The sequence below is a fragment of the Paenibacillus sp. FSL F4-0236 genome (assembly GCF_038000135.1).
Taxonomy (GTDB): domain Bacteria; phylum Bacillota; class Bacilli; order Paenibacillales; family Paenibacillaceae; genus Paenibacillus_AQ.
Map to the genome: position 1 here is coordinate 195,883 of NZ_JBBOBK010000001.1, position 19,493 is coordinate 215,375.

At 45.6% G+C, this 19,493-nt stretch carries 12 protein-coding genes; 9 read left to right on the plus strand and 3 right to left on the minus strand.

From position 1 onward, the window contains the following. Window positions 1-24: 24 nt before the first annotated feature. From NSQ29_RS00895 to NSQ29_RS00910, 4 genes are all read left to right on the plus strand, one after another. Entirely contained in the window at window positions 25-801 is a 777-nt protein-coding gene (locus NSQ29_RS00895) for an SDR family NAD(P)-dependent oxidoreductase (RefSeq protein ID WP_076300333.1), read from the plus strand. 97 nt (window positions 802-898) lie between these two features. Beyond that, window positions 899-2,401: a DEAD/DEAH box helicase gene (locus NSQ29_RS00900; protein WP_341124101.1), complete on the plus strand. Its 1,503-nt coding sequence runs from the start codon at window positions 899-901 to the stop codon at window positions 2,399-2,401. Continuing rightward, the gene (locus NSQ29_RS00905) at window positions 2,398-3,144 is read left to right on the plus strand and encodes an ABC transporter ATP-binding protein (protein ID WP_076285232.1); all 747 of its coding nucleotides are present in this window, start codon (window positions 2,398-2,400) and stop codon (window positions 3,142-3,144) included. Before NSQ29_RS00900 ends, NSQ29_RS00905 begins: the two co-directional genes overlap by 4 nt. Before the next feature lies 1 nt (window position 3,145). After that, window positions 3,146-4,366 (plus strand): ABC transporter permease, encoded by a 1,221-nt coding sequence (locus tag NSQ29_RS00910; protein WP_341124102.1) that lies wholly within the window; start codon window positions 3,146-3,148, stop codon window positions 4,364-4,366. Window positions 4,367-4,507: 141 nt separating this feature from the next. On the opposite strand, the gene NSQ29_RS00915 is transcribed toward NSQ29_RS00910, so the two are convergent. The 3 genes from NSQ29_RS00915 to NSQ29_RS00925 all read right to left on the minus strand — a co-directional run bounded on the left by NSQ29_RS00915 (window position 4,508) and on the right by NSQ29_RS00925 (window position 6,874). Then, window positions 4,508-4,627, minus strand: coding sequence for a YjcZ family sporulation protein (locus NSQ29_RS00915; RefSeq protein WP_212567871.1), 120 nt, complete (start codon window positions 4,625-4,627; stop codon window positions 4,508-4,510). Window positions 4,628-4,775: 148 nt separating this feature from the next. Beyond that, window positions 4,776-6,077 (minus strand): aminotransferase class I/II-fold pyridoxal phosphate-dependent enzyme, encoded by a 1,302-nt coding sequence (locus NSQ29_RS00920; RefSeq protein ID WP_341124103.1) that lies wholly within the window; start codon window positions 6,075-6,077, stop codon window positions 4,776-4,778. Between the two features lie 179 nt (window positions 6,078-6,256). Next, window positions 6,257-6,874, minus strand: coding sequence for a pyridoxamine 5'-phosphate oxidase family protein (locus NSQ29_RS00925; protein WP_341124104.1), 618 nt, complete (start codon window positions 6,872-6,874; stop codon window positions 6,257-6,259). A gap of 143 nt (window positions 6,875-7,017) precedes the next feature. On the opposite strand from NSQ29_RS00925, the gene pdxR reads away from it, so the two are divergent. The 5 genes from pdxR to NSQ29_RS00950 all read left to right on the plus strand — a co-directional run bounded on the left by pdxR (window position 7,018) and on the right by NSQ29_RS00950 (window position 19,441). Further along, complete coding sequence (gene pdxR / locus NSQ29_RS00930; RefSeq protein ID WP_341124105.1) at window positions 7,018-8,523, plus strand: MocR-like pyridoxine biosynthesis transcription factor PdxR; 1,506 nt, start codon at window positions 7,018-7,020, stop codon at window positions 8,521-8,523. A gap of 171 nt (window positions 8,524-8,694) precedes the next feature. After that, window positions 8,695-9,480, plus strand: coding sequence for a helix-turn-helix domain-containing protein (locus NSQ29_RS00935; protein ID WP_042191520.1), 786 nt, complete (start codon window positions 8,695-8,697; stop codon window positions 9,478-9,480). A gap of 471 nt (window positions 9,481-9,951) precedes the next feature. Continuing rightward, complete coding sequence (gene gpmA, locus NSQ29_RS00940; protein ID WP_042191518.1) at window positions 9,952-10,695, plus strand: 2,3-diphosphoglycerate-dependent phosphoglycerate mutase; 744 nt, start codon at window positions 9,952-9,954, stop codon at window positions 10,693-10,695. Between the two features lie 170 nt (window positions 10,696-10,865). Further along, window positions 10,866-11,909, plus strand: a complete 1,044-nt coding sequence (locus NSQ29_RS00945) for an ABC transporter substrate-binding protein (protein WP_341124106.1) — start codon at window positions 10,866-10,868, stop codon at window positions 11,907-11,909. 665 nt (window positions 11,910-12,574) lie between these two features. Next, window positions 12,575-19,441, plus strand: coding sequence for a glycoside hydrolase family 3 N-terminal domain-containing protein (locus NSQ29_RS00950; RefSeq protein ID WP_341124107.1), 6,867 nt, complete (start codon window positions 12,575-12,577; stop codon window positions 19,439-19,441). The last annotated feature ends 52 nt before the right edge of the window (window positions 19,442-19,493 follow it).

A 19,493-nucleotide genomic window follows, 5' to 3' on the forward strand; every position in this document is an offset into this window, starting at 1 on the left:
GAGTTAGGAGCTGAAATACTTTTTATGGTACTTAAAGATAAGGTTGTTGTGATTACAGGAGCATCCAGCGGTATTGGTGCATTAACCGCACAAATGCTTAGTAAGCAAGGTGCGATTCCGATCCTTTTGGCACGTTCCGAAGCGAAGTTGAAAGAAACGGCGGCCGGTATTCCGGGCGTTTTTGGACTGTATACATGCGATGTAACAGATGCCGACGGTGTACAAGAGACCTTTGCTCAAATTTTGGCGACTTACGGCAGAATTGATATTTTGCTAAATAATGCTGGGTACGGTAAATTCGCCGCTTTTACAGAGATGGAGCCTCATGAGTTTGATGATATGATGGATGTTAACTATATGGGGATTGTTCGTTGTACGAAGGCTGTTGTTCCACATATGTTAGAGCGGGGAAGTGGCCAGATCGTAAATGTGGCTTCTATGGCAGGGAAGATCGGTACAGCCAAATCGGTAGCCTATACAGCCACCAAGCATGCTGTTCTCGGATTCACGAATGCACTCCGTCAGGAGCTGCGGAAGAGCGGAATCATCGTCTCGGCTGTGAACCCTGGTCCCATTGCCACTGATTTTTTCAAGACGGCTGACCCTTCCGGCAATTATGAAAAGAGCGTAGCTCGGATGATGATGACACCAGAACATGTCTCTTCCAAGATCGTAAAGGTCATGGAAACTGGCAAAGAAGAGATTGATCTTCCGGGTCTGGCAGGGTTTGGTATTCGGCTTTATGGTCTGTTTCCTCGCTTGGCGGACAAGCTTACTTATAATGCGATGAACAGAAAATAGAGCCTGCCGTCAGCATTATTGGCCTTCCATTTGGTGGAGAGGCCTTTTTGGCATATAATGAAGATATTATCTCAAGCGAAAAGGATGAATTACACTTATGAATAAAGCTTCTTTTGCGGCTATCGGCATTCAGGAAGACCTAGTTGCCCGATTGTCGGAATTCGGTATTAACGCTCCATCCCCTGTACAAGAGCAGACGATTCCACTTCTGCTGGAGGGAAGAGATGTTATTGCTGCTTCCCAGACTGGAACGGGTAAGACCTTGGCCTATCTGTTGCCTCTGCTTCAAACGATCAACCCGGAGCAGAAGGTGGTCCAAAAGCTGGTGCTCGCCCCTACACAGGAGCTGGCGATGCAAATCTTACGTGAGGCGGAACGTTATGGCGAACACCGTGGGATTCGAGTAATGGGTCTTATTGGCGGGGCAGCCATCAAACGCCAGATTGACAAACTGCGTGAGCATCCACAGCTTGTTGTGGGAACCCCTGGCCGGATTCGTGAATTGATTGGTCTTCGCAAGTTAAAGATGCATGAAGTCAGCACGATTGTTCTAGATGAAGCGGACCAAATGTTTCAGCTAAGCGGGGCCGGAGAGGTAACGAAAATTGTTAGCAGCGCACTGCGTTCACGCCAGCTCGTTATGCTGTCTGCAACCATTGGTCCGGAGACGAAAGCCTTGGCAAATCGTGAAATGAAGAACCCGGCAGAGGTTGGAATTGCTCCTGGTGTCATGACAGCAGAGAGTCTAGAGCATCATTACGTTGTAACGGAAGAACGCAACAAAATAGACATGCTGCGTCGGGTCATCCGTCATTACAATCCAGAAAAGGCGATTGTGTTCGTGAATGCGACTGATGATATTGCAGAGGTAGAGGCTAAGCTAAACCATCTTGGACTGACCGCAGCCGCACTTTACGGTGATGCTGATAAAGTAACGCGCAGTAATGTACTGTCACGTTTCCGCGAAGGGAAATTCCGTGTGCTTGTTGCCAGTGATGTAGCTGCCAGAGGACTGGATATTGAGAATTTGTCACTGGTAGTAAGCTTCGATCCTGCCTTTGATTCCGAGCATTATGTACATCGTGCGGGTCGTACGGGTCGGATGGGAAAACGCGGATTATCCGTAACGATTGTGACAGAGCAGCAAACCTTTATTATGCGTAAATTTGCGCGTGAACTGGATATTGCCCTTGAAGAGCGGGAAATGGTCGGTGGCAAGGTGCTAGCAGCAGATGAAGCGCGCAACGCTTTGAATAGTGGACGGGGACGAAATGAGAGCAGCGGACAACGCCGCGATACTTCTTCTCCGCGCAGCAGTAAGCCACAGGCGCGAACATCTGGGAATGCAGGAACTCAGCCGTCTACAACCAGCACAGAGCAGCAACCTGTTAAAAGACTGGCTACGATCCAGACAAGTGAGGCAAGTGTAGAACCACATCGCGATTCTCAGCGCAGTGTGAACCCTTCTGCAGGCGCGCGTGGAGGTGCTACTCCTGCACGAAGCAAACGCAGCAGCAATGCGGAGCGTGAGAAGAACCGTAAGAATAAAGGAGCACCAAAGTGGTTGAAAGACAAAACTCCGAGAGGTGACGGTCAATGAATAATTCTCCCGTATTGCAAATTACGGGCCTCAGTGGTGGATACAGCCTGAATAAGCCGGTGCTGCATGATATTGCACTTCAGGTGCAGCCTGGTGAGATGGTTGGTTTAATTGGTTTAAATGGAGCAGGAAAAAGTACGACCATGAAGCATATTCTAGGATTGATGTCGCCCCATAAGGGCGATATCACAGTAAAGGGCAAGACTCGTGCTGAAGATCCCATCGGATATCACAATGCTTTGAGTTTTGTACCTGAATCGCCTCTTCTGTATGATGAAATGACAGTACGTGAGCATGTTGAATTTACAGCAAGAGCGTATGGGGTAGAACAAAGTGACTACGAAACTCGCACCTTACATCTAGCCAAGCTGTTCCATATGGAAGATAAGATGGACACGTTGTCGACTCATCTATCCAAAGGGATGAAGCAGAAGGTCATGATCATGTGCGCTTTCGTGGCACGCCCTGCGTTATATGTGATCGATGAGCCCTTTTTAGGACTGGATCCGCTCGGGATTCGCTCTCTGCTTGATTTCATGATGGATCTGAAAAAATCAGGCTCCTCTATTCTGCTTAGCTCTCATATTCTTTCTACTATTGAGAATTATTGCGACCGCTTTATTGTGCTGCATAGAGGTAAGGTGATTGCTCAGGGAACGCTGGCAGAAATTGCGGCAACCACTGGACTACAGGGGCTGACTTTGGAGCAGCTGTTCTACGAGCTGGTTCAGGGAGGGAAATAATATGGATTTGAAAGAGCTGCGGCGCACGCGGCGAGGTCGATTCATGGGAAGTATGCTTCCTTATGTGGGATATATCATTCAAAGCGGCGTAGCTATGGTCTTCCTCTTTGTGTTGATTGTCTTCTCTGCTTGGTATACATCGTTGTTACAGAATGTGCCTGAAGGCATTCCCATCCGCTGGATTATGCTTGCAATACTGATACCTGCAGCAGTAAATAGCAGCTTCCGCACTTATTTGCAGACTCCGGATACGATCTTTCTATTGCCTCAAGGACATCGAATGAAGGAATATTTCGCACCTTCGTGGGTGAGTGGGAACGTATGGAAGATTGTTCGATTGTTATTTGTACTCATTACCCTTTGGCCGTTGTACATACGTACAGATGACTCGCCTAAGCGGCTGTTATTTACAATATTGATTCTGATTGCTGTGAAGCTAATCGCGAGTTACGGCTTATGGAAAGAGATAGCTATGCTGTCGCGTCCGATGGCAGGCATATTCACTTTCTTACGCTGGGCAGTAGGAGGATTAATTATTGCTGCTTGGTTGTGGCAGCCTGCCGGTAGAAGCCTGATATTTATGGCGCTATTAGCAGCAGCCTATCTGGTTGCACTATCCGTACCTGGACGCCACGCCGTCCCTTGGGAAAGACTAATCGCCATGGAAAAAAATCAAGGTGGACGCGCCCTGATGGTTCTGGGCTGGTTCGTGGATGTGCCAGGCCGTGAGCAGCGGGTGTATCCTCGTCGCTATCTTTCCAAATGGGGGGCTCGGCTGCCTTGGCGTAAGGATACGGCTTACCGTTATCTGTTGACCAAAAGCTTCGTCCGGGGAGATATCTTCGGAATCATTATGCGGATTTCGGTGCTGGCCTTGCTGCTGAATTGGTTAAACCGTGACAGTTATTTTGGCACCGCGATCTATTTGTTCTTCCTATTCATTATTGGCGTACAGTTGTCGGCACTTCGCAAATTGCACAGTGAATCTTTTTGGCTGACAGTGTATCCCTTTCCTGAAGGCAGTAAGGCGGATAACACAACACAATTCGTATTCCGCGCGCATCTGGTAGTGGCACTGATTCTTGGTTTACCTTTCTTAGCCTCTATAGGCGACCGCCTACTACCAGTGATTGGTACCTTTGCAGCAGGGATTCTGGTATCCTTTCTGTTTAAGGGATACTTGTCCCGCAAAGCAGCACGGATGGTTGACGAGGATTTGTAAGAGATTATTTCAAAATAAAAAAGGCTTTCTCAAAAGTAGAGGATTCTACGGATGAGGGAGCCTTTTTTTGTGTGGGGAATGAGGTGTACGACTGGAAAAGGGAAAGAGCTCAAGGCTCTCTCCCGAGACTGTCATCTCTAGTTAGACAAAGAGTGAACGGCTGATGATTACCAGCAGGATAAAGAGAACCAGAATGGCGCCAGTGCTTGTGAATCCACCGCCACAACAACCGTTAAATCCGCCTCTTACTTCTTCGCTCATGTTCATTCCCCTTTCGGTGTGTGTTGTACTTGAGTACATCGTATTGTATGTGCGGAGAGAGAAGCATGTATAGGCCAATGCCGGAGGAGTCCAGAAAAAAATCAGCCCCGTAGAAACGGAGCTGATTGGAAGGAATATGAAAGATTTGTTAAGCTTTTTCCAGATCACGAACGCCTGCGTATACAAGATCAAACAGATCTTCGAGCTGTTCTTCTTCGATACAAGAGAAAGCAATCCGCAGATCTGTTTCACCGAGAGCGATAGTGCCCAGTCCGTAATTATGAATCAGGTGAAGCCGAAGAGCTTCAGCCGAAACAGTATGCAGCTTCAGACACATGAAGTAGCCGGAGTTAAAAGGATAATACGTCCATACGTCATCGCCGTATTTGCCGCTATCGAGCAGCGCTTTTACTTTATTCGCACGGCCCTTCATGATTTGGAACTTCTCTTCCTTCTGCTCTTCGAATTGTGGAGATTTCAATGCATCCAATACGAAGGTCTGTGATGGGTGTGCACCGCTGGAAATAGTGGCGCGAATGATGCCTAATGTTTTTTGCTCCAATGCAGCCAGCAAACCCTTGTCTTCCGAGGCATAAGTGATGAAGCCAACACGGAAGCCCCAGACGAATTCTTCTTTAGTTGCACCGTCAATTTTGATTGGAAGCACACGTGGGTGCAGATGAGCAAGCTTACCGAATAATGATTCCTTTAGTGAGTCTTCAAAGAACAGTCCGAAGTAGGCATCATCACTTACGACAACTACGTTAATGCCTTCCTCAGCCGCACGAAGGATAGCTGCGACGATTTCATCGCCTTCCTTAATCCCTGGAGTATATCCTGTAGGATTGTTAGGGAAGTTCAGCAGAACGATCGCTTTTCCGCGTTCTTTTTGAGCCAGTAGCGCTTCTTCAAGACCCGCACTGTTAAAGGTCATTTCTTCTGTAAAAAGCGGATAGTTAATGGTCTCCCCATGGCGGCGAATTCCGAAGGTTAGTTCATAGTTTTCCCAGTTCTTATCCGGGTAGATGATAGCGTCACCTGGCTCTGCGAAGAGGTCAGCGACAATGCTAAGCCCATGAGTAAGGGCGTTGGTTACAACAGGATTGCTGATGGTTTTACCTTCTAGCGATGGATTTTCGCGCAGCATCTTTTCACGCCATACAGTACGCAACTCTGGTTTACCTGCTGGAGGAGCGTAACTATACAGATCCTTAGGGCTGTAAGCGGAGAGTTTATCCTGGATGACGCCGAGGTGCATAGGCACGCCACCTTCAGTAGCAATACCGATGGTCGCGTTATATTTCTTGGCGTGAGCTCCTGCTTCAGCGGATTGGCTCAGGATGCCCTCTTTTGGGAAATAAATTTCTTTGCCAAGCGTAGAGAGCATATCATACACATGTTCATTTCCTGCTTTGATACTTTCGTTTAATTGTCCAGCTAGTGGATTCATCAGTTTCATCCTTCCAGGGTTCTTTGGGGATAACATACTGTTAACATTGCCTAACATTATATCACCGCCGCCTGCAACCGTCACTTGGAAAGATACGTTTTTTTAAAATTTAAGGAAGTTTAAGTTTTGCACTATACATAGTGCTTATTTTGTACGAGAAACTGGTTTATCCGTATCTATTATTCGGAGTGGTAAGGGCAGTATTTTTTCATCATTTCAATGGTTTCTTCATCACGTGGATGATTTCTTTCAGATAGTCCGGAAATGACCCCGGAACGTCCTTCTTCTTTCAGATTCTGCCCAAACTTAAACTTCGCAGTGATCTCATCGGGGGTAATGCGTACAACGGCAACTCCCTTTAGACGGGGACGGTATCTAGGGTCCTCTGCATCTATCTGATTATAGCCACCCTCGGGTTGGAGTTTTTTCATAAATAAGGAGAGTATGATGGCTTTTTTGCTAATGTCTTCGACGGGCTCGGCTGTGCCGTAGGCGGTAACACTTTTAAAATACGCGGTTGCTGGGCAGGCCATCTCTGGATCGCTAAAATAAGACGGAATAAGTGCATACTCATCCGCTACTGTAAAGCAGACCTTCTGCTGATTGCGGATCGCCTTCATTTTGCCACCAGCATGACTGCCGTGGAAATAGAAATACCCACCTGTATACACAAAATTCAGCGGTGTCACACGCGGTAGCCCCTGTTCATCGCTTGTCCCGAGAAAACCAAAGCTCATTCCTTCTAGAAAAGAGACCAATTCTTTCTCCTGATCTACTTGAAATTCTTTTCTGCGCATAGGGATCACTTCCTCTTTCTTATTAGTGTAGAGCGTTTGCTCCGATGTAGATGTTCTTTCAAGAATAGTAGAGTGGTTGACAATTAAAAAGGACCAATTAAGATAGTTTTTAATGGACCACTTGCTGGCCAAGGAGGGGAACAATGAATATCACGCTGGCATTCGATCAATATCTGGCGATACATCGTTACAAATATTTAGCGTTATATCATGCACTTCGCGCTGGAATATTGGAGGGAACTCTCCCGGGTGGCACTCAGCTGCCGTCTACACGAAGACTGGCTACGCAGTATGACTTGTCACGCGGATCGGTCTCGCAGGTGTATGAAATGTTGCTCGCTGATGGTTATGTAAGGACGGTAACTGGACGGGGGACATTCGTATCAGAAGATAGCTTTGTTTCAACCTCTGGAGATAGTAAACGTGAAAATGTGACTTTGGGTGAGGTGGCAGATGTTGCTGGGAGAGGGCCTGCATCTGAGAGAACGATCCCACTTTCAGCATGGGGAGAGCGACTACTCGCGCATCCTACACCCTTGTATGAACAGCGTAGCAAGAATGTTGTGAGCTTCCTTAGCAGCGGTATGCGGATGGAGTATTTTCCTTACCCCGAGTGGCGCAGTGCGCTGTCGTATGCCGGAGGGAAGGAGGGCGGTTTGCTGCAAAGCACTTGTCCCCCCGAAGGAGATGAAGGGCTTCGCAAAGCTATCGCTGCGCATCTGCGGATTACCCGCGGGATTCGTGCGGATGTAGAGCATATCGTATTGTTTAGCGGTTCGATGCAAGGCATCGTTATTTTGACACAGCTGCTGCTGGATACAGCGGGCGAAGCGGTTGTCGAGGACCCAGGTTTTCATGGGATTCGCCGAGCGGTAGAGATCAATGGGGGACGATTGCTGGTAGGAAAGCTGGATGATAGCGGTCTAATTCCGGAGGATTGGGATGCGCGTCTGTTGTTTGTTACACCAAGTCGCCAATTTCCTACAGGTGTGGTGCTGCCTTTGGAACGGAGGCGTATCTTGCTGGAATGGGCGCAGCGACATGAAGCGGTAATCATTGAAGATGATTATGACAGTGAGTTTCGGTGGTCGGGACGTCCAATCGAGCCATTAAAAGCGCTAGATCGCGGAGAACGGGTCGTGTATATTGGCTCCTTCTCAAACACGATGTTCTCTGGCCTTCGGCTTGGCTTTGCAGTGCTTCCACCTTCTCTGGTAAAGCCGACGATCGCCGCTAAGGCGTTATATGAGCCTTTACCAGTCGGACTGCTGGAACAGCGGGCATTGGCACGGTTTATGAATACCGGCGGCTATGGCCGTCATCTGCGTCGGATGACCCGCATTTATGGTGAACGCGGTCGCATCCTTAGGACGATGTTGTCGGAACAGCTTAATGAGCTGTTTGAGCTGCTGCCTGGCGATGCGGGGCTGCAAGTATATGCGCGGTGGCTACGCAGTAGAGAAGAGTTCGTGGCATTCCGGGCGGCAGCGCACAAGCGCGGCACGGATTTCAGAGATGTGGCGTTATATCAAGTTTCGCCGGGGGAGCCAGCCGCATGTTTTGCTTTTGCCCATCTGAATGCTGTGGAGCTGGAGGAAGGAATAAAGCGCCTGCTTTTGGCGTGGGAAGATGTACAAACTGCAACATGACAAGGTATGATGGTGGGGATGGGAAGCAAAACGAAGTGAATGCTAACGATGCAAGTTTTGCGGAGTAACTCAAGTAGATTATGCTAACAAAACAATGTGAATGCTTACGAAGTGAGTTTTGCGGAGTAACTCAAGTAGATTATGCTAACAAAACTTTTAGGAGGGAACGTTATGCTGCACGCATCGCCATCCTCTTTTGTTATATTACCTGCCTTGGCGAAGATTGTGTGCGAACCAAGCTGGAAATGGCAAAAAAGAGAGAAGTCGCTGCAAAATTATGATTTATTCTATGTATGGAGCGGGGAAGGGACGGTTATTCGTAACGGGGAACCCTTCCAAGTAGGCAAGGGGAGCTGCTTCTTGTTCCGTCCGGGTGACCATACTAGCGCTACTCATAATCCGCAAAGACCACTTGTCCTTACATATATTCATTTTGATGTCACCGGAGAGGTGACGGATGTTCCGCTGCCCTATCGCGTACTTGCAGAAACCGTTGAATTTGAGCATCTGCTTGCTCGTTACGTCCGGCTGTTCCTAGTGGATACGTACGCGGCTGAGGAAGAAGGGCAGCTTGTTCTAAAGCAACTAATGATTCATCTGCTTAGGGAGGACCGAGTGAAGCCTGTAGAACGTTATGCTAGCAACCATTTAACAGAGATTATTCACGAAATAGCGAATTATGTGAGCCAACATCCCGGGATTTCGCATCGCGTAGAGGATCTTGCTGCACGTGCAGGGCTGTCGCCTCGGTATTTCTCAATTAAGTTTAAGGAGCTTACTGGCTCTTCCGTTCAATCTTATGTCATTCGAGCTCGGATTGAGCGTGCTCAGCATTTGCTGCTCTACGCTGGGATGAATGTTACTGAGGTAGCGGATGCACTTGGATACCGTGACATTTTCTTTTTCAGCCGTCAGTTCAAGCAGTATACCGGAAAAAGTCCATCTGAGATCCGCTGATTTGCATTCGTTGTTTCAGTTATTTCATCCAAGGGTAAATACTTTGCAGTTTAGTTTACAGAGAATTTACATAACTTCTTGGAAGGGGAGACGCATGGGATGATGATCAGACGCCGAATCTGCAACACCGATTGTAAAAGTGGAGGCGCAGGGCTTTTTAGAAACCGTTTGAGAAGATTAAAACAATCGAGTGCTTTTGCCATAGATAGCTGGTTCTAAACTGAGCAGGTATACAATCGCTGGATATGACCAAAGACTTTAAATAACCGGGGCCAACAGGCTTCCGGTTTTTTTGAAATATAAGAATGTATATTTGATACAATAGAATAAATCTCCTGTGAGGGTAATTTTGCATTCTGTTGCATATCTTACATTCAATTGCCCAAAAAACGCCCATACTAGAGATTATCACGGTGATCTATTGCATGATGGAACAGAGTTCGAGAGCATATAGGTGGGAGGAGAGATAAAATGTACGAAATCGTACTGATACGTCATGGTGAAAGCCAGTACAATGTGCAGAATTTGTTTACGGGTTGGAGTGATCCGGATTTAACCGAGAAGGGTATTCAAGAGGCTAAGGCTGCTGGCAAGCTTTTGAAGGATGAAGGGTATACATTTGATCTAGCTTTTGCATCGGTACTCAAACGATCGATCAAAACACTCAACTATGTTCTCGATGAAATGGATCTGCTGTGGATTCCTGTGCAAAAGTCCTGGAAGCTGAATGAACGGCATTATGGTGCACTTCAGGGACTTAGTAAAAGTGAAACGGCGATAAAATACGGTGAAGAACAATTGCATCTCTGGCGACGGAGTTTATCGGTTCGGCCTCCACTGCTTGAGCTTAATGATCCTCGGTATGCCAGAAATGATATTCGTTATAGCAGTATTCGTCCGGAGGATATTCCGCGAGGCGAGAGTCTGGAAGATACTGTTCATCGTGTGGGTGATTTCTGGAGAAACCGCATCGTTCCCCTTGTACGTAAAAAGGAACGGGTGCTCATTTCAGCCCATGGCAATACACTGCGAGCGTTGATCAAATTTATGGAAGATATTGATGAGGCAGCACTGCTGGAGCTCAATATTCCTACAGGAGTACCACTCGTGTACAAACTGGATGAGGACATTAATCCAATCAGCCGCTTTTATTTAGGAGATCCGGAACAGGTTGCGGCCAAGGCGCGTGATGTTGCTAAGCAAGGACATGTGTAATAGGCGTAACAGATGTAAAGAGCATATAATGACTTGAAAAGATTAAGGGACAGCCATGGGGCTGTCCTTTTATTTTTAGTGTGTAGTAGGTGTCCAAAAGGTACATGCAGTAGATGTTAACGCATTCTCCATTGCCAAGAATAGAATAATATTATATAGTTGCATTGATAATGATTATCAGTATCATTATATATTATGTCGATTGGAGTGAATTTATTTTGTTTAAATCTCCAAAAACTTACCTATTGCTTGTGTTTACTTTGGTTATAACGTTACTGCTAGCAGCTTGCGGACAAGCAGTTGAGCATACTACCTCCTCAGTAGACGGGACAGAGAGTGCCGTATCTTCATCAAACACCAATGACTCATCCAGCGAAGTGGACATGGTTACATATCAAGCAAGTAACGGGGATATTCAAGTACCCAGACATCCGAAACGGATTGTCGATTTAACCTCCTTCGACACAGGATACTTCTTGGCGTTAGGAATCAAACCGGTTGGTGTTATGAATGGTGTCTTAAACAGTCCCTACTTTGAAGGAATGCTGGAAGGCGTTCAAGGCCTTGGAGATGAACCATCTCTTGAACACATTTTAGAGCTGAACCCTGATCTTATTATTGTATTCTCCGGAATGGAAGGACTCGACAAGCTGGCCGAAATAGCGCCAGTAGTAGCCATTCAATACGGTGCAAAAACTATCAGAGATCAAATGCTTGATTTCGGTACATTAACGGGGAAAGAAGCCGAAGCTAAAGCTTGGGTGGAACAATGGAACAAAAAAATCAAAGAATTGAAGCCTCAGGTGTTAGCAGCTGTAGGTGACAAAACAGTTTCGATCCTAAATCCGTTTTCCGGTGGTCTATTCGTATTCGGTCACAGCTACGGGCGCGGTGGAGAAATTATTTATAATGAATTTGGTCTGAAAGCACCTCCTGAAGCGCAGAAAGAAGCTATAGACAGTGGCACTGGTTGGGCAACAATCTCCCTTGAGAAGCTGCCTCAATTTGCTGGAGATATTGTATTCACATGCCCATGGGCTGGCGATACGAGTGATCCGAAAATCGTCTATGACAACCCCTTATGGAAGCATCTTCCTGCCGTAAAAACAGGCAACGTATTCCAACTGGACCCAACCGCTGATACATATAGTGATCCCGTTACGCTTGAAGCGCAGTTAAATTACATTACTGAGAGTCTTTTATCTGCAAAATAATTCTACTTCAACGAAAGTCCACGAGCTTGCATTTGGTTTTTATAGCAGGGAGAATCGGCATTGAGCGATGCTGATTCTCCCTGCTATTTTTAATGTAACTGTTTTATAATGGGCCCATCTTAACTTCGGTTTATAAGTTTAGCTATCGGCCGAGTGAGTCTTTTTAGTTATTTTGAAAAACTTGAATTCTGTGATACATGAGTATATTCAATAAATCTATGAGGATTTTCTATGTTAGGATGATATTTCTGATGATAGTATTCAATGTAAGTTTAAAAAGTAAAGGAGGAATTAATGAACATTTTCGCACGTTTTAATTTGTAAGTATGAGTTAGGAGAATTATGCGAAAAATCTAAACCGGTTTAGATTTAATCAGTAACACACTTGATGCTTGAATAAGCCTTACTCCACAGCGGCTAGCGCTCTTAGAGAATAACTCCTTCCTGAAAGTAAAATCATCCTATCGGTTTATGAAGCGAACGTTTATGCATTAGAAATTCTTAATTGAAATCTCGCTCTTTACGATGACCCATTATCCTAAGCTGTACCTTAATCGAAAGGAATAGTGATAAGTATGAGGAAAAATTGTAATCGCTTACTTAAAATATTATTCTGCTGCATTCTGATAACCTCAATCATAACGCCTAGTACAAGTTCTCCCGTTTTGGCTAAGGTTCTCCCGGGTTTAGCGGATGTGTCCAGAGAAGTGGCCGCTGAAGGTATTGTGTTGCTGCAAAATCCGGAGTATAAACCAGCAGGATCACAAGTAAATGAGAATGAACAAGTGCTCCCTATCAAGATGAGTGAAAATGTATCGGTATTTGGCCGCATACAAGCGCATTATTACAAGTCAGGCACAGGATCTGGCGGTGCGGTAAGAGTAGATTATGTGAATGGGATTCTGGAAGGTCTTCGGAACAATCCCAGTCTCAAGTTAAATGAAGATCTGGCGAAGGTTTATGCCGACTGGATCAAAAAGAATCCTTTCAACAATGGCGGTGGTGGCTGGGCAGCAGAGCCATGGTCACAGGCAGAAATGCCTTTAACCGATGAAATTGTGGATGCAGCAAAAGCAAAAACGGATACAGCTGTGGTCATCATCGGCAGAACAGCCGGTGAAGATAAAGATAATACGGACGTCAAGGGTGCCTATAAGCTGACAGACCTTGAAGTAGACATGCTCAACCGGGTCTATGCCAAATTCGACCGAGTGGCCATCGTATTGAACGTAGCCAACGTTATCGATATGTCATGGGCTAAAAACTATCCCAAAGCTGCTATTTTGTACACATGGCAAGGGGGGATGGAAGGCGGTAGCGCAGTAGCCGACGTACTGACCGGAGACGTTACGCCAAGCGGTAAATTGAGCGACACGATTGCAGCTACACTTGCTGACTATCCTTCTACTGCACATTTTGGCAGCAAAACTGAAAATTCTTATAGTGAGGATATTTATGTAGGCTACCGCTATTTTGAGACCTTTGCTCCGGATAAGGTGCTCTATCCATTTGGGTACGGACTGTCCTATACCAATTTCAAGATCACGACTGATAATGTCAACGCTGGTGAGAATGAGGTTGCAGTGACTGTAACTGTTCAGAATACAGGTAAGGTGGAAGGCAAAGAAGTTGTACAGATTTATTACGGTGCACCACAAGGTAAACTTGGCAAACCGGCCAAGGAGCTTGCTGCTTTTGCTAAGACCCGGCTGTTACAGCCTGGGGAATCACAGTCGATCACCATCACATATGACACCAAAGATATGGCCTCATATGATGATAGTGGAATTACAGGTCATGATTCATCTTATGTTCTAGAAGCTGGTGACTATAATATTTACGTAGGCAACAGTGTAAGTGACAGCGAAAAGCAAGGAGTATACAGCCTTAATGCTTTGAAGGTTGTAGAAACCTTGCAGGAAGCGCTCGCGCCAACTAAGGAATTTGATCGTATCAAACCAGGACAACCGAATGAAAATGGTACTTTTACCACTGTCACTGAAAAGGTACCGACACGGATTACCGACTTGGATGAAAGAATCAAGCAAAATCTCCCTGCGTCCATTCCACAAACTGGGGACAAGGGTTATACCTTATTGGATGTATACAATCAGAAAGTGACTATGGATCAGTTCATTGCACAATTGTCTAACAACGATCTGGGGGCCATTATTTTAGGGGAAGGGATGTCTAGCCCTAAAGTTACTGCCGGAACCGCTGCGGCTTTTGGTGGTGTCACTAAAAATCTGCTGAAATTCGGACTCCCTATCGACAGTGCTGCCGACGGTCCTTCAGGAATCCGGATGGAGACCAATGCAGAGAAGGCAACCAGTATCCCGAACGGGACGATGCTTGCCTGTACGTGGAACACCGAGCTGAATGAAAGATTGTTCGATCTTCTCGGTAAAGAAATGCTGATTAACAATATCGATACGCTGCTTGGACCGGGAATCAATATCCACAGAAGTCCCCTGAACGGAAGAAACTTTGAGTATTTTTCAGAGGATCCGTTACTGACAGGCATCATGGCTGCTGCGCAGACAAGAGGTCTTCAGAAGAACGGTACATCGCCTACTATTAAGCATTTCGCAGCGAACAATCAGGAAACGGATAGGCATCTTGTGAATGCACTTGTCTCTGAAAGAGCGCTTCGCGAGATTTATTTGAAAGGTTATGAAATGGCAGTAAAGAGTGGAAAGGCGCGTTCAGTGATGACGTCCTACGGTCCGGTAAACGGAACTTGGGCTTCCAGTAACTATGACCTGAATACGACCATCCTCCGTGGAGAGTGGGGCTTTGATGGGATTGTCATGACAGACTGGTGGGCGAAGATGAGTGAGGATCAGGGCTTCTATGCCACTACCAATCGTTATGATGAAACCAACGGCAAAGCCATGGTCCGTGCCCAAAATGACCTTTACATGGTAATTCCGAACGATTATGCAGAAACGCATAAGAATCGGAATAACAGTACCTTTAATACGATGACATCGCTTGCTAACGGCAGTCTGACCCTGGGAGAATTGCAGCGTTCTGCCAAGAATATCACGAGCTTTTTGATGCAATCTCCAGCCTTTGCAAGAACGGCAAAGATTGATTATGTGGTCGATTATACGCCGGGAAGAGATTGGTTCCGGGTGAATACGGACAAATCAGGAGATCCACAGCTCTCTGATATTACGGTTGGCGGCAAAAAGATCAAAATATTTAATCCATTGAAACTCGACTATAAAGCCTTTGGTGAAACGACTGAAACTAGCAGCTATCCTGAAGTCAAAGCTACGGCGATAGCTGGTGTAGACGTAAGTATACGACAAGCCGATAAAGATAGACCGGCTGCTGTAATTACTGCTTCGGCCGGAGGAGAGAAACGGATCTACAAGGTTATTTTCTCTTCGGAGGAAGGCTTGGAACCGATTTTTGAGAATCCGACCTATGCTTATTTAAAGAATATCTCTATTGATGGTAAGCCGCTTGAGGGGTTTGCACAGACTAGGTTCAGTTATGATGTAGGTCTCAGTAACGGGGCTACTTTACCTGAAGTTACGTTTGAAACGAATGATGGTGTAAAAGCAACGGCCAACGTAGATCTCATCAATAAAAGAGTGACGATCAAATGTATCAGCTCCGATCAGGCGAATTCCTATGTGATACAGTTTGGTACGACACCACAGAGCGATGAGTTCGATAGTACAAATCTAAGCAACTTTTGGACGATTAATAAAGAGACTGCTACCAATACAGAAAACAACAAAAACTGGTCTTTGAGCACTGCTCTCGGCAATTTGAGAATCATCGCTGAAAGAGGCGACTTCTGGAGTGATCATGCAGATTTGAAGAACTATTTCCAGCAGGAGGCCTTCGGCAACTGGGAAGCAACAGTGAAAATTAATATGAGCAAAGCGCCAAATCAAAATTATAACGGCGTCGGCATCACGGCTTCACAGGATAACAATAACTATATCTGGGTGAAGTATGAATACAGTAGCGGCAAGATCATCGGTATGACCAAAGAAACCGGAGGTACGGAGCCTGTTACCATCGGACAACTGTCTGCCAGTCAGCTCACCAGTATTTTTGGAGAAAAGAAAGAGCTGTATTTACGTTTGAAAAAAATAGGCAACAGCTATTCCGGTTATGTCAGCGCTGACGGCAAGGAATATATTTCACTTGGCAGTACAACTGCGAATTATGCCAATCCGAAGTTTGGATTACTTGCATCTAATGGAAGTCAGAATCTTACAGATCCATTTGTTGTTGATTTTGATTATGTCAGAATCAACAGTGATGTAGCTTTGGCAGTAAAGAAGATTGGGAAAAATACTAAATTGAAGGTAGCTGAGACGGAATTTGCCTCCATTACTCCGATAATCACGCCAGTAAGCAGTAATGACGTAGACGGTGGATTATGCTACACCAACACAAGTAAGGGAGAAGCCATCTCCTATAAGGTAAATGTAGAGAAAGAAGGCATGTACAAAGTCACATCACGAATTCGCTCTAGCCAATCGGATGTCGCCCAAATGTCCTTTGGCATCTATGATGGCGATAAGCTACTGGGTACCTTCGACCTCACCACGACTAAAGGGGTATGGAAAACCTTTAGAATTCCTGATATTCAGCTGTCGGCGGGCGAGCATACCCTTAGAATTGTATTTGAGAGTGCTGGTATTGACCTGAACTGGCTAACCTTCCAGCTGAAGCAGGACAATGTAGACACATCGGTGTTAGATGCGGATATCAAGGCTGCTCAAAATATCGATATGAATGCATACACAGCTTACAAAAAGCTCAAATTCAACGCTGTGCTGGATGAGGTTAAGGCTGTTCTTGCTGAGCCGATTAACGACGAGGTTGTTGCAGAAGCCATAGCTTCCTTGAAAGCGGCTATAACAGATTTGAGCATATCGTCTATGCCAATCAATATTGCTCCGAGAGAAACACTGAAAGTAGAGAGCGGTATTAGAATCTATCCTTATAATGCACCATGGATTTATGCAACGAATACCCAGTTCAGATTCGAAAGTGGTACGGACGCCATGAGTTATGTCAATTCTAATGACCTTGTTTATTTCGGTCAGGTTGACTTAACTAATCTTGTGGAAGTAAGAGTGCAGTATGCCCGTGAAGGCGGATCGTCTCCATCTTTTAAATTCTATACAGAGGCTGACAATACGGGTAAACCAGTTAAAAGAGCTATTACACAAGGAAGAGCATACGCTGATGCTTACAGCGGCGGAGGTTCTTTTGAACTTGGTAATGAATTTGCAAGTATTAGTTTTGCACAGAAAGCAGGCGCTGCTTGGGGGAATTATGGAATGGCAAGCACCAAACAAACGCCTGGAAATTCTTACATTGATCATTATTTGACAGCGGAAACCTTCCTAGACAGAACCAAAGTGACTGGAAAACAAAATGTGTATATGATTTTTAACGGATTAAATGCAAATTTACAATATGTTGAACTCATTTATGCTGATCCGATTGAAGTCACCTTCGATCAGAATTATCTGGACTCACCGGCTCCAACCAAAGTAACCGCATTTAAAGGTGAAGCAATAAGCACCTTACCTCGGGTACCGGAACGTGAAGGCTACATTTTTGCTGGCTGGTTTGATAATAAAGAAGGGACTGGTAATGCATTAACCGTAGAAACGGTAATGAACATAAGCACGGTGTATTATGCCAAATGGACAGAAGATACCCATGCTAAAGAAATTATATCGATTGTTCAGCCGCAACTGCTGAGTGTGCCGTTCGGAACTGCTGCAGGAGAATTGAATTTACCAGCTACAGTGGAAGCTACATTGGGCAACAAAAGGGTAATTCACTTGCCTGTACAATGGGATAGTAAAGATTTCAACGGTGGAAAAGCGGGGAGTTATACGCTGGCAGGTAGCTTTGAGCTTCCTGAGGGGGTATTGAATAGTACCCATCAAACTGTTTCTATTACAGTGGTTGTACTGCCAGAAGGCACTAAACCTATCCAGATTACTAAAGTTGAGAAGCTGGAGGGCAAAAATGTTGAATTTGGCACCGCTTTTGATAAGTTGGAATTGCCGTCTTCAGCTACAGTAACGCTTGATACGTATGAGCAGAAGGAACTTGTTGTTAAATGGAGCCCTGCTGGTTATAACGGCAATGTGGAAGGATCATACGTGCTGAGCGGTACTATGGTATTAGAAGAAGGAATGATCAACCCTAATGATCTGAAAGCTTCCATCACCATTCAGGTAATGCCCGAAGTGATTCGTGTCGCTGAGATTGTCATAGTGCAGGATTTGGAAAGTAAGAGCGTTCCATTCGGCACTCCATTTAATGGATTGAAGCTACCATCATCGGTCATAGCTACTTTGAACAACGGTGAGACAAAGGCGATATCCATCGATTGGAATAGTGAAGGTTACAATAGCGATAAGCAAGGAGCTTATATCCTGAAAGGAGCGCTAGTACCTCTGGAAGGTGTCAGCAATCCCAAAGACCTGAAGGCATCCATTACGATTGAAGTACTGCCGGAGGTCATTATGATACCGGAAATCACGGCAGTGCAAGCACTAGCAAGTAAAAGCGTTGCTTATGGTACCAGTTTTGACGCACTGGAGCTACCAGCTTCAGTATCAGTAACCCTGAATACCGGGATGAATAAGGTCGTTTCTGTTCAGTGGAACAAGGAAGGCTATAACGGTAATACGGAAGGAACGTACACCATCAAGGGGGATCTTGTCTTCCCTGAGGGTATAGCTAATCCACTTGGCCTGAAGGTACAGATCTCTGTGATCGTTAAACCTTACAGCGGTGGAGCTGGTGGTCAACCAAGTACACCAACACCGACTACCCCAGCGGTACCTTCAGTACCATCGATTCCTGGAGAAGTCGTAAAACCTGGAGAACAGCAGCCTCAGTCTCCGATAACAGATGGAAAAACGAAGACACCGGAGCTAATCAGACAAGAGCTTAAGAATAAGTTTAAAGATGCTACTCTAATTCCTAGCTGGGCAGAATCTGCGATTGCAGCGCTGGTGGAGAGAAATATTATCGGCGGACGCACAGACGGAAGCTTTAATCCAAGTGGGAAGGTAAACCGTGCCGAGTTTGTTGCCATGGTAGTAAAAAGCTTCAACTTCAGCATGGGCGAGAATCAAAAGCAGTTTACTGACGTTCTGAAAGATGCTTGGTATCAAAACTATGTTGAGATTGGGACTTCTAATCAACTGATCAATGGTATCGGTAATGGTATGTTTGCTCCTAATAGCAGCATTAGTCGTCAGGACCTGTGTGTAATTCTATTTAATGCATTGAAGAAACTGAATGTTGAATTGCCGCAAGCGACTAACCATGACTTCCCAGATGATGCTTCTATTGCGGGTTATGCTAAAGAAGCGGTCTATGCCTTCAAAGATCTTGGTTTAGTAAATGGAGGCAGCGGTGGAAAAATGGATCCGACAGCTTCGGCCTCAAGAGCTGAAGCAGCTGTGATCATCAACAATGTACTGGATTACTATGCTAGCGTAACAAGCTCTAAAGTGAAATAAACAAAACAAGGGTATCCCGGCGCCGATTTTTAATCGGTTAGGGATACCCTTA

What these genes read in the sequence shown, in the direction of transcription:
- NSQ29_RS00895 (WP_076300333.1), top strand. Translation starts at nt 25, where the DNA reads ATGGTACTTAAAGATAAGGTTGTTGTGATTACAGGAGCATCCAGCGGT.
- NSQ29_RS00900 (WP_341124101.1), top strand. Translation starts at nt 899, where the DNA reads ATGAATAAAGCTTCTTTTGCGGCTATCGGCATTCAGGAAGACCTAGTT.
- NSQ29_RS00905 (WP_076285232.1), top strand. Translation starts at nt 2,398, where the DNA reads ATGAATAATTCTCCCGTATTGCAAATTACGGGCCTCAGTGGTGGATAC.
- NSQ29_RS00910 (WP_341124102.1), top strand. Translation starts at nt 3,146, where the DNA reads ATGGATTTGAAAGAGCTGCGGCGCACGCGGCGAGGTCGATTCATGGGA.
- NSQ29_RS00915 (WP_212567871.1), bottom strand. Translation starts at nt 4,627, where the DNA reads ATGAGCGAAGAAGTAAGAGGCGGATTTAACGGTTGTTGTGGCGGTGGA.
- NSQ29_RS00920 (WP_341124103.1), bottom strand. Translation starts at nt 6,077, where the DNA reads ATGAATCCACTAGCTGGACAATTAAACGAAAGTATCAAAGCAGGAAAT.
- NSQ29_RS00925 (WP_341124104.1), bottom strand. Translation starts at nt 6,874, where the DNA reads ATGCGCAGAAAAGAATTTCAAGTAGATCAGGAGAAAGAATTGGTCTCT.
- pdxR (WP_341124105.1), top strand. Translation starts at nt 7,018, where the DNA reads ATGAATATCACGCTGGCATTCGATCAATATCTGGCGATACATCGTTAC.
- NSQ29_RS00935 (WP_042191520.1), top strand. Translation starts at nt 8,695, where the DNA reads ATGCTGCACGCATCGCCATCCTCTTTTGTTATATTACCTGCCTTGGCG.
- gpmA (WP_042191518.1), top strand. Translation starts at nt 9,952, where the DNA reads ATGTACGAAATCGTACTGATACGTCATGGTGAAAGCCAGTACAATGTG.
- NSQ29_RS00945 (WP_341124106.1), top strand. Translation starts at nt 10,866, where the DNA reads ATGATTATCAGTATCATTATATATTATGTCGATTGGAGTGAATTTATT.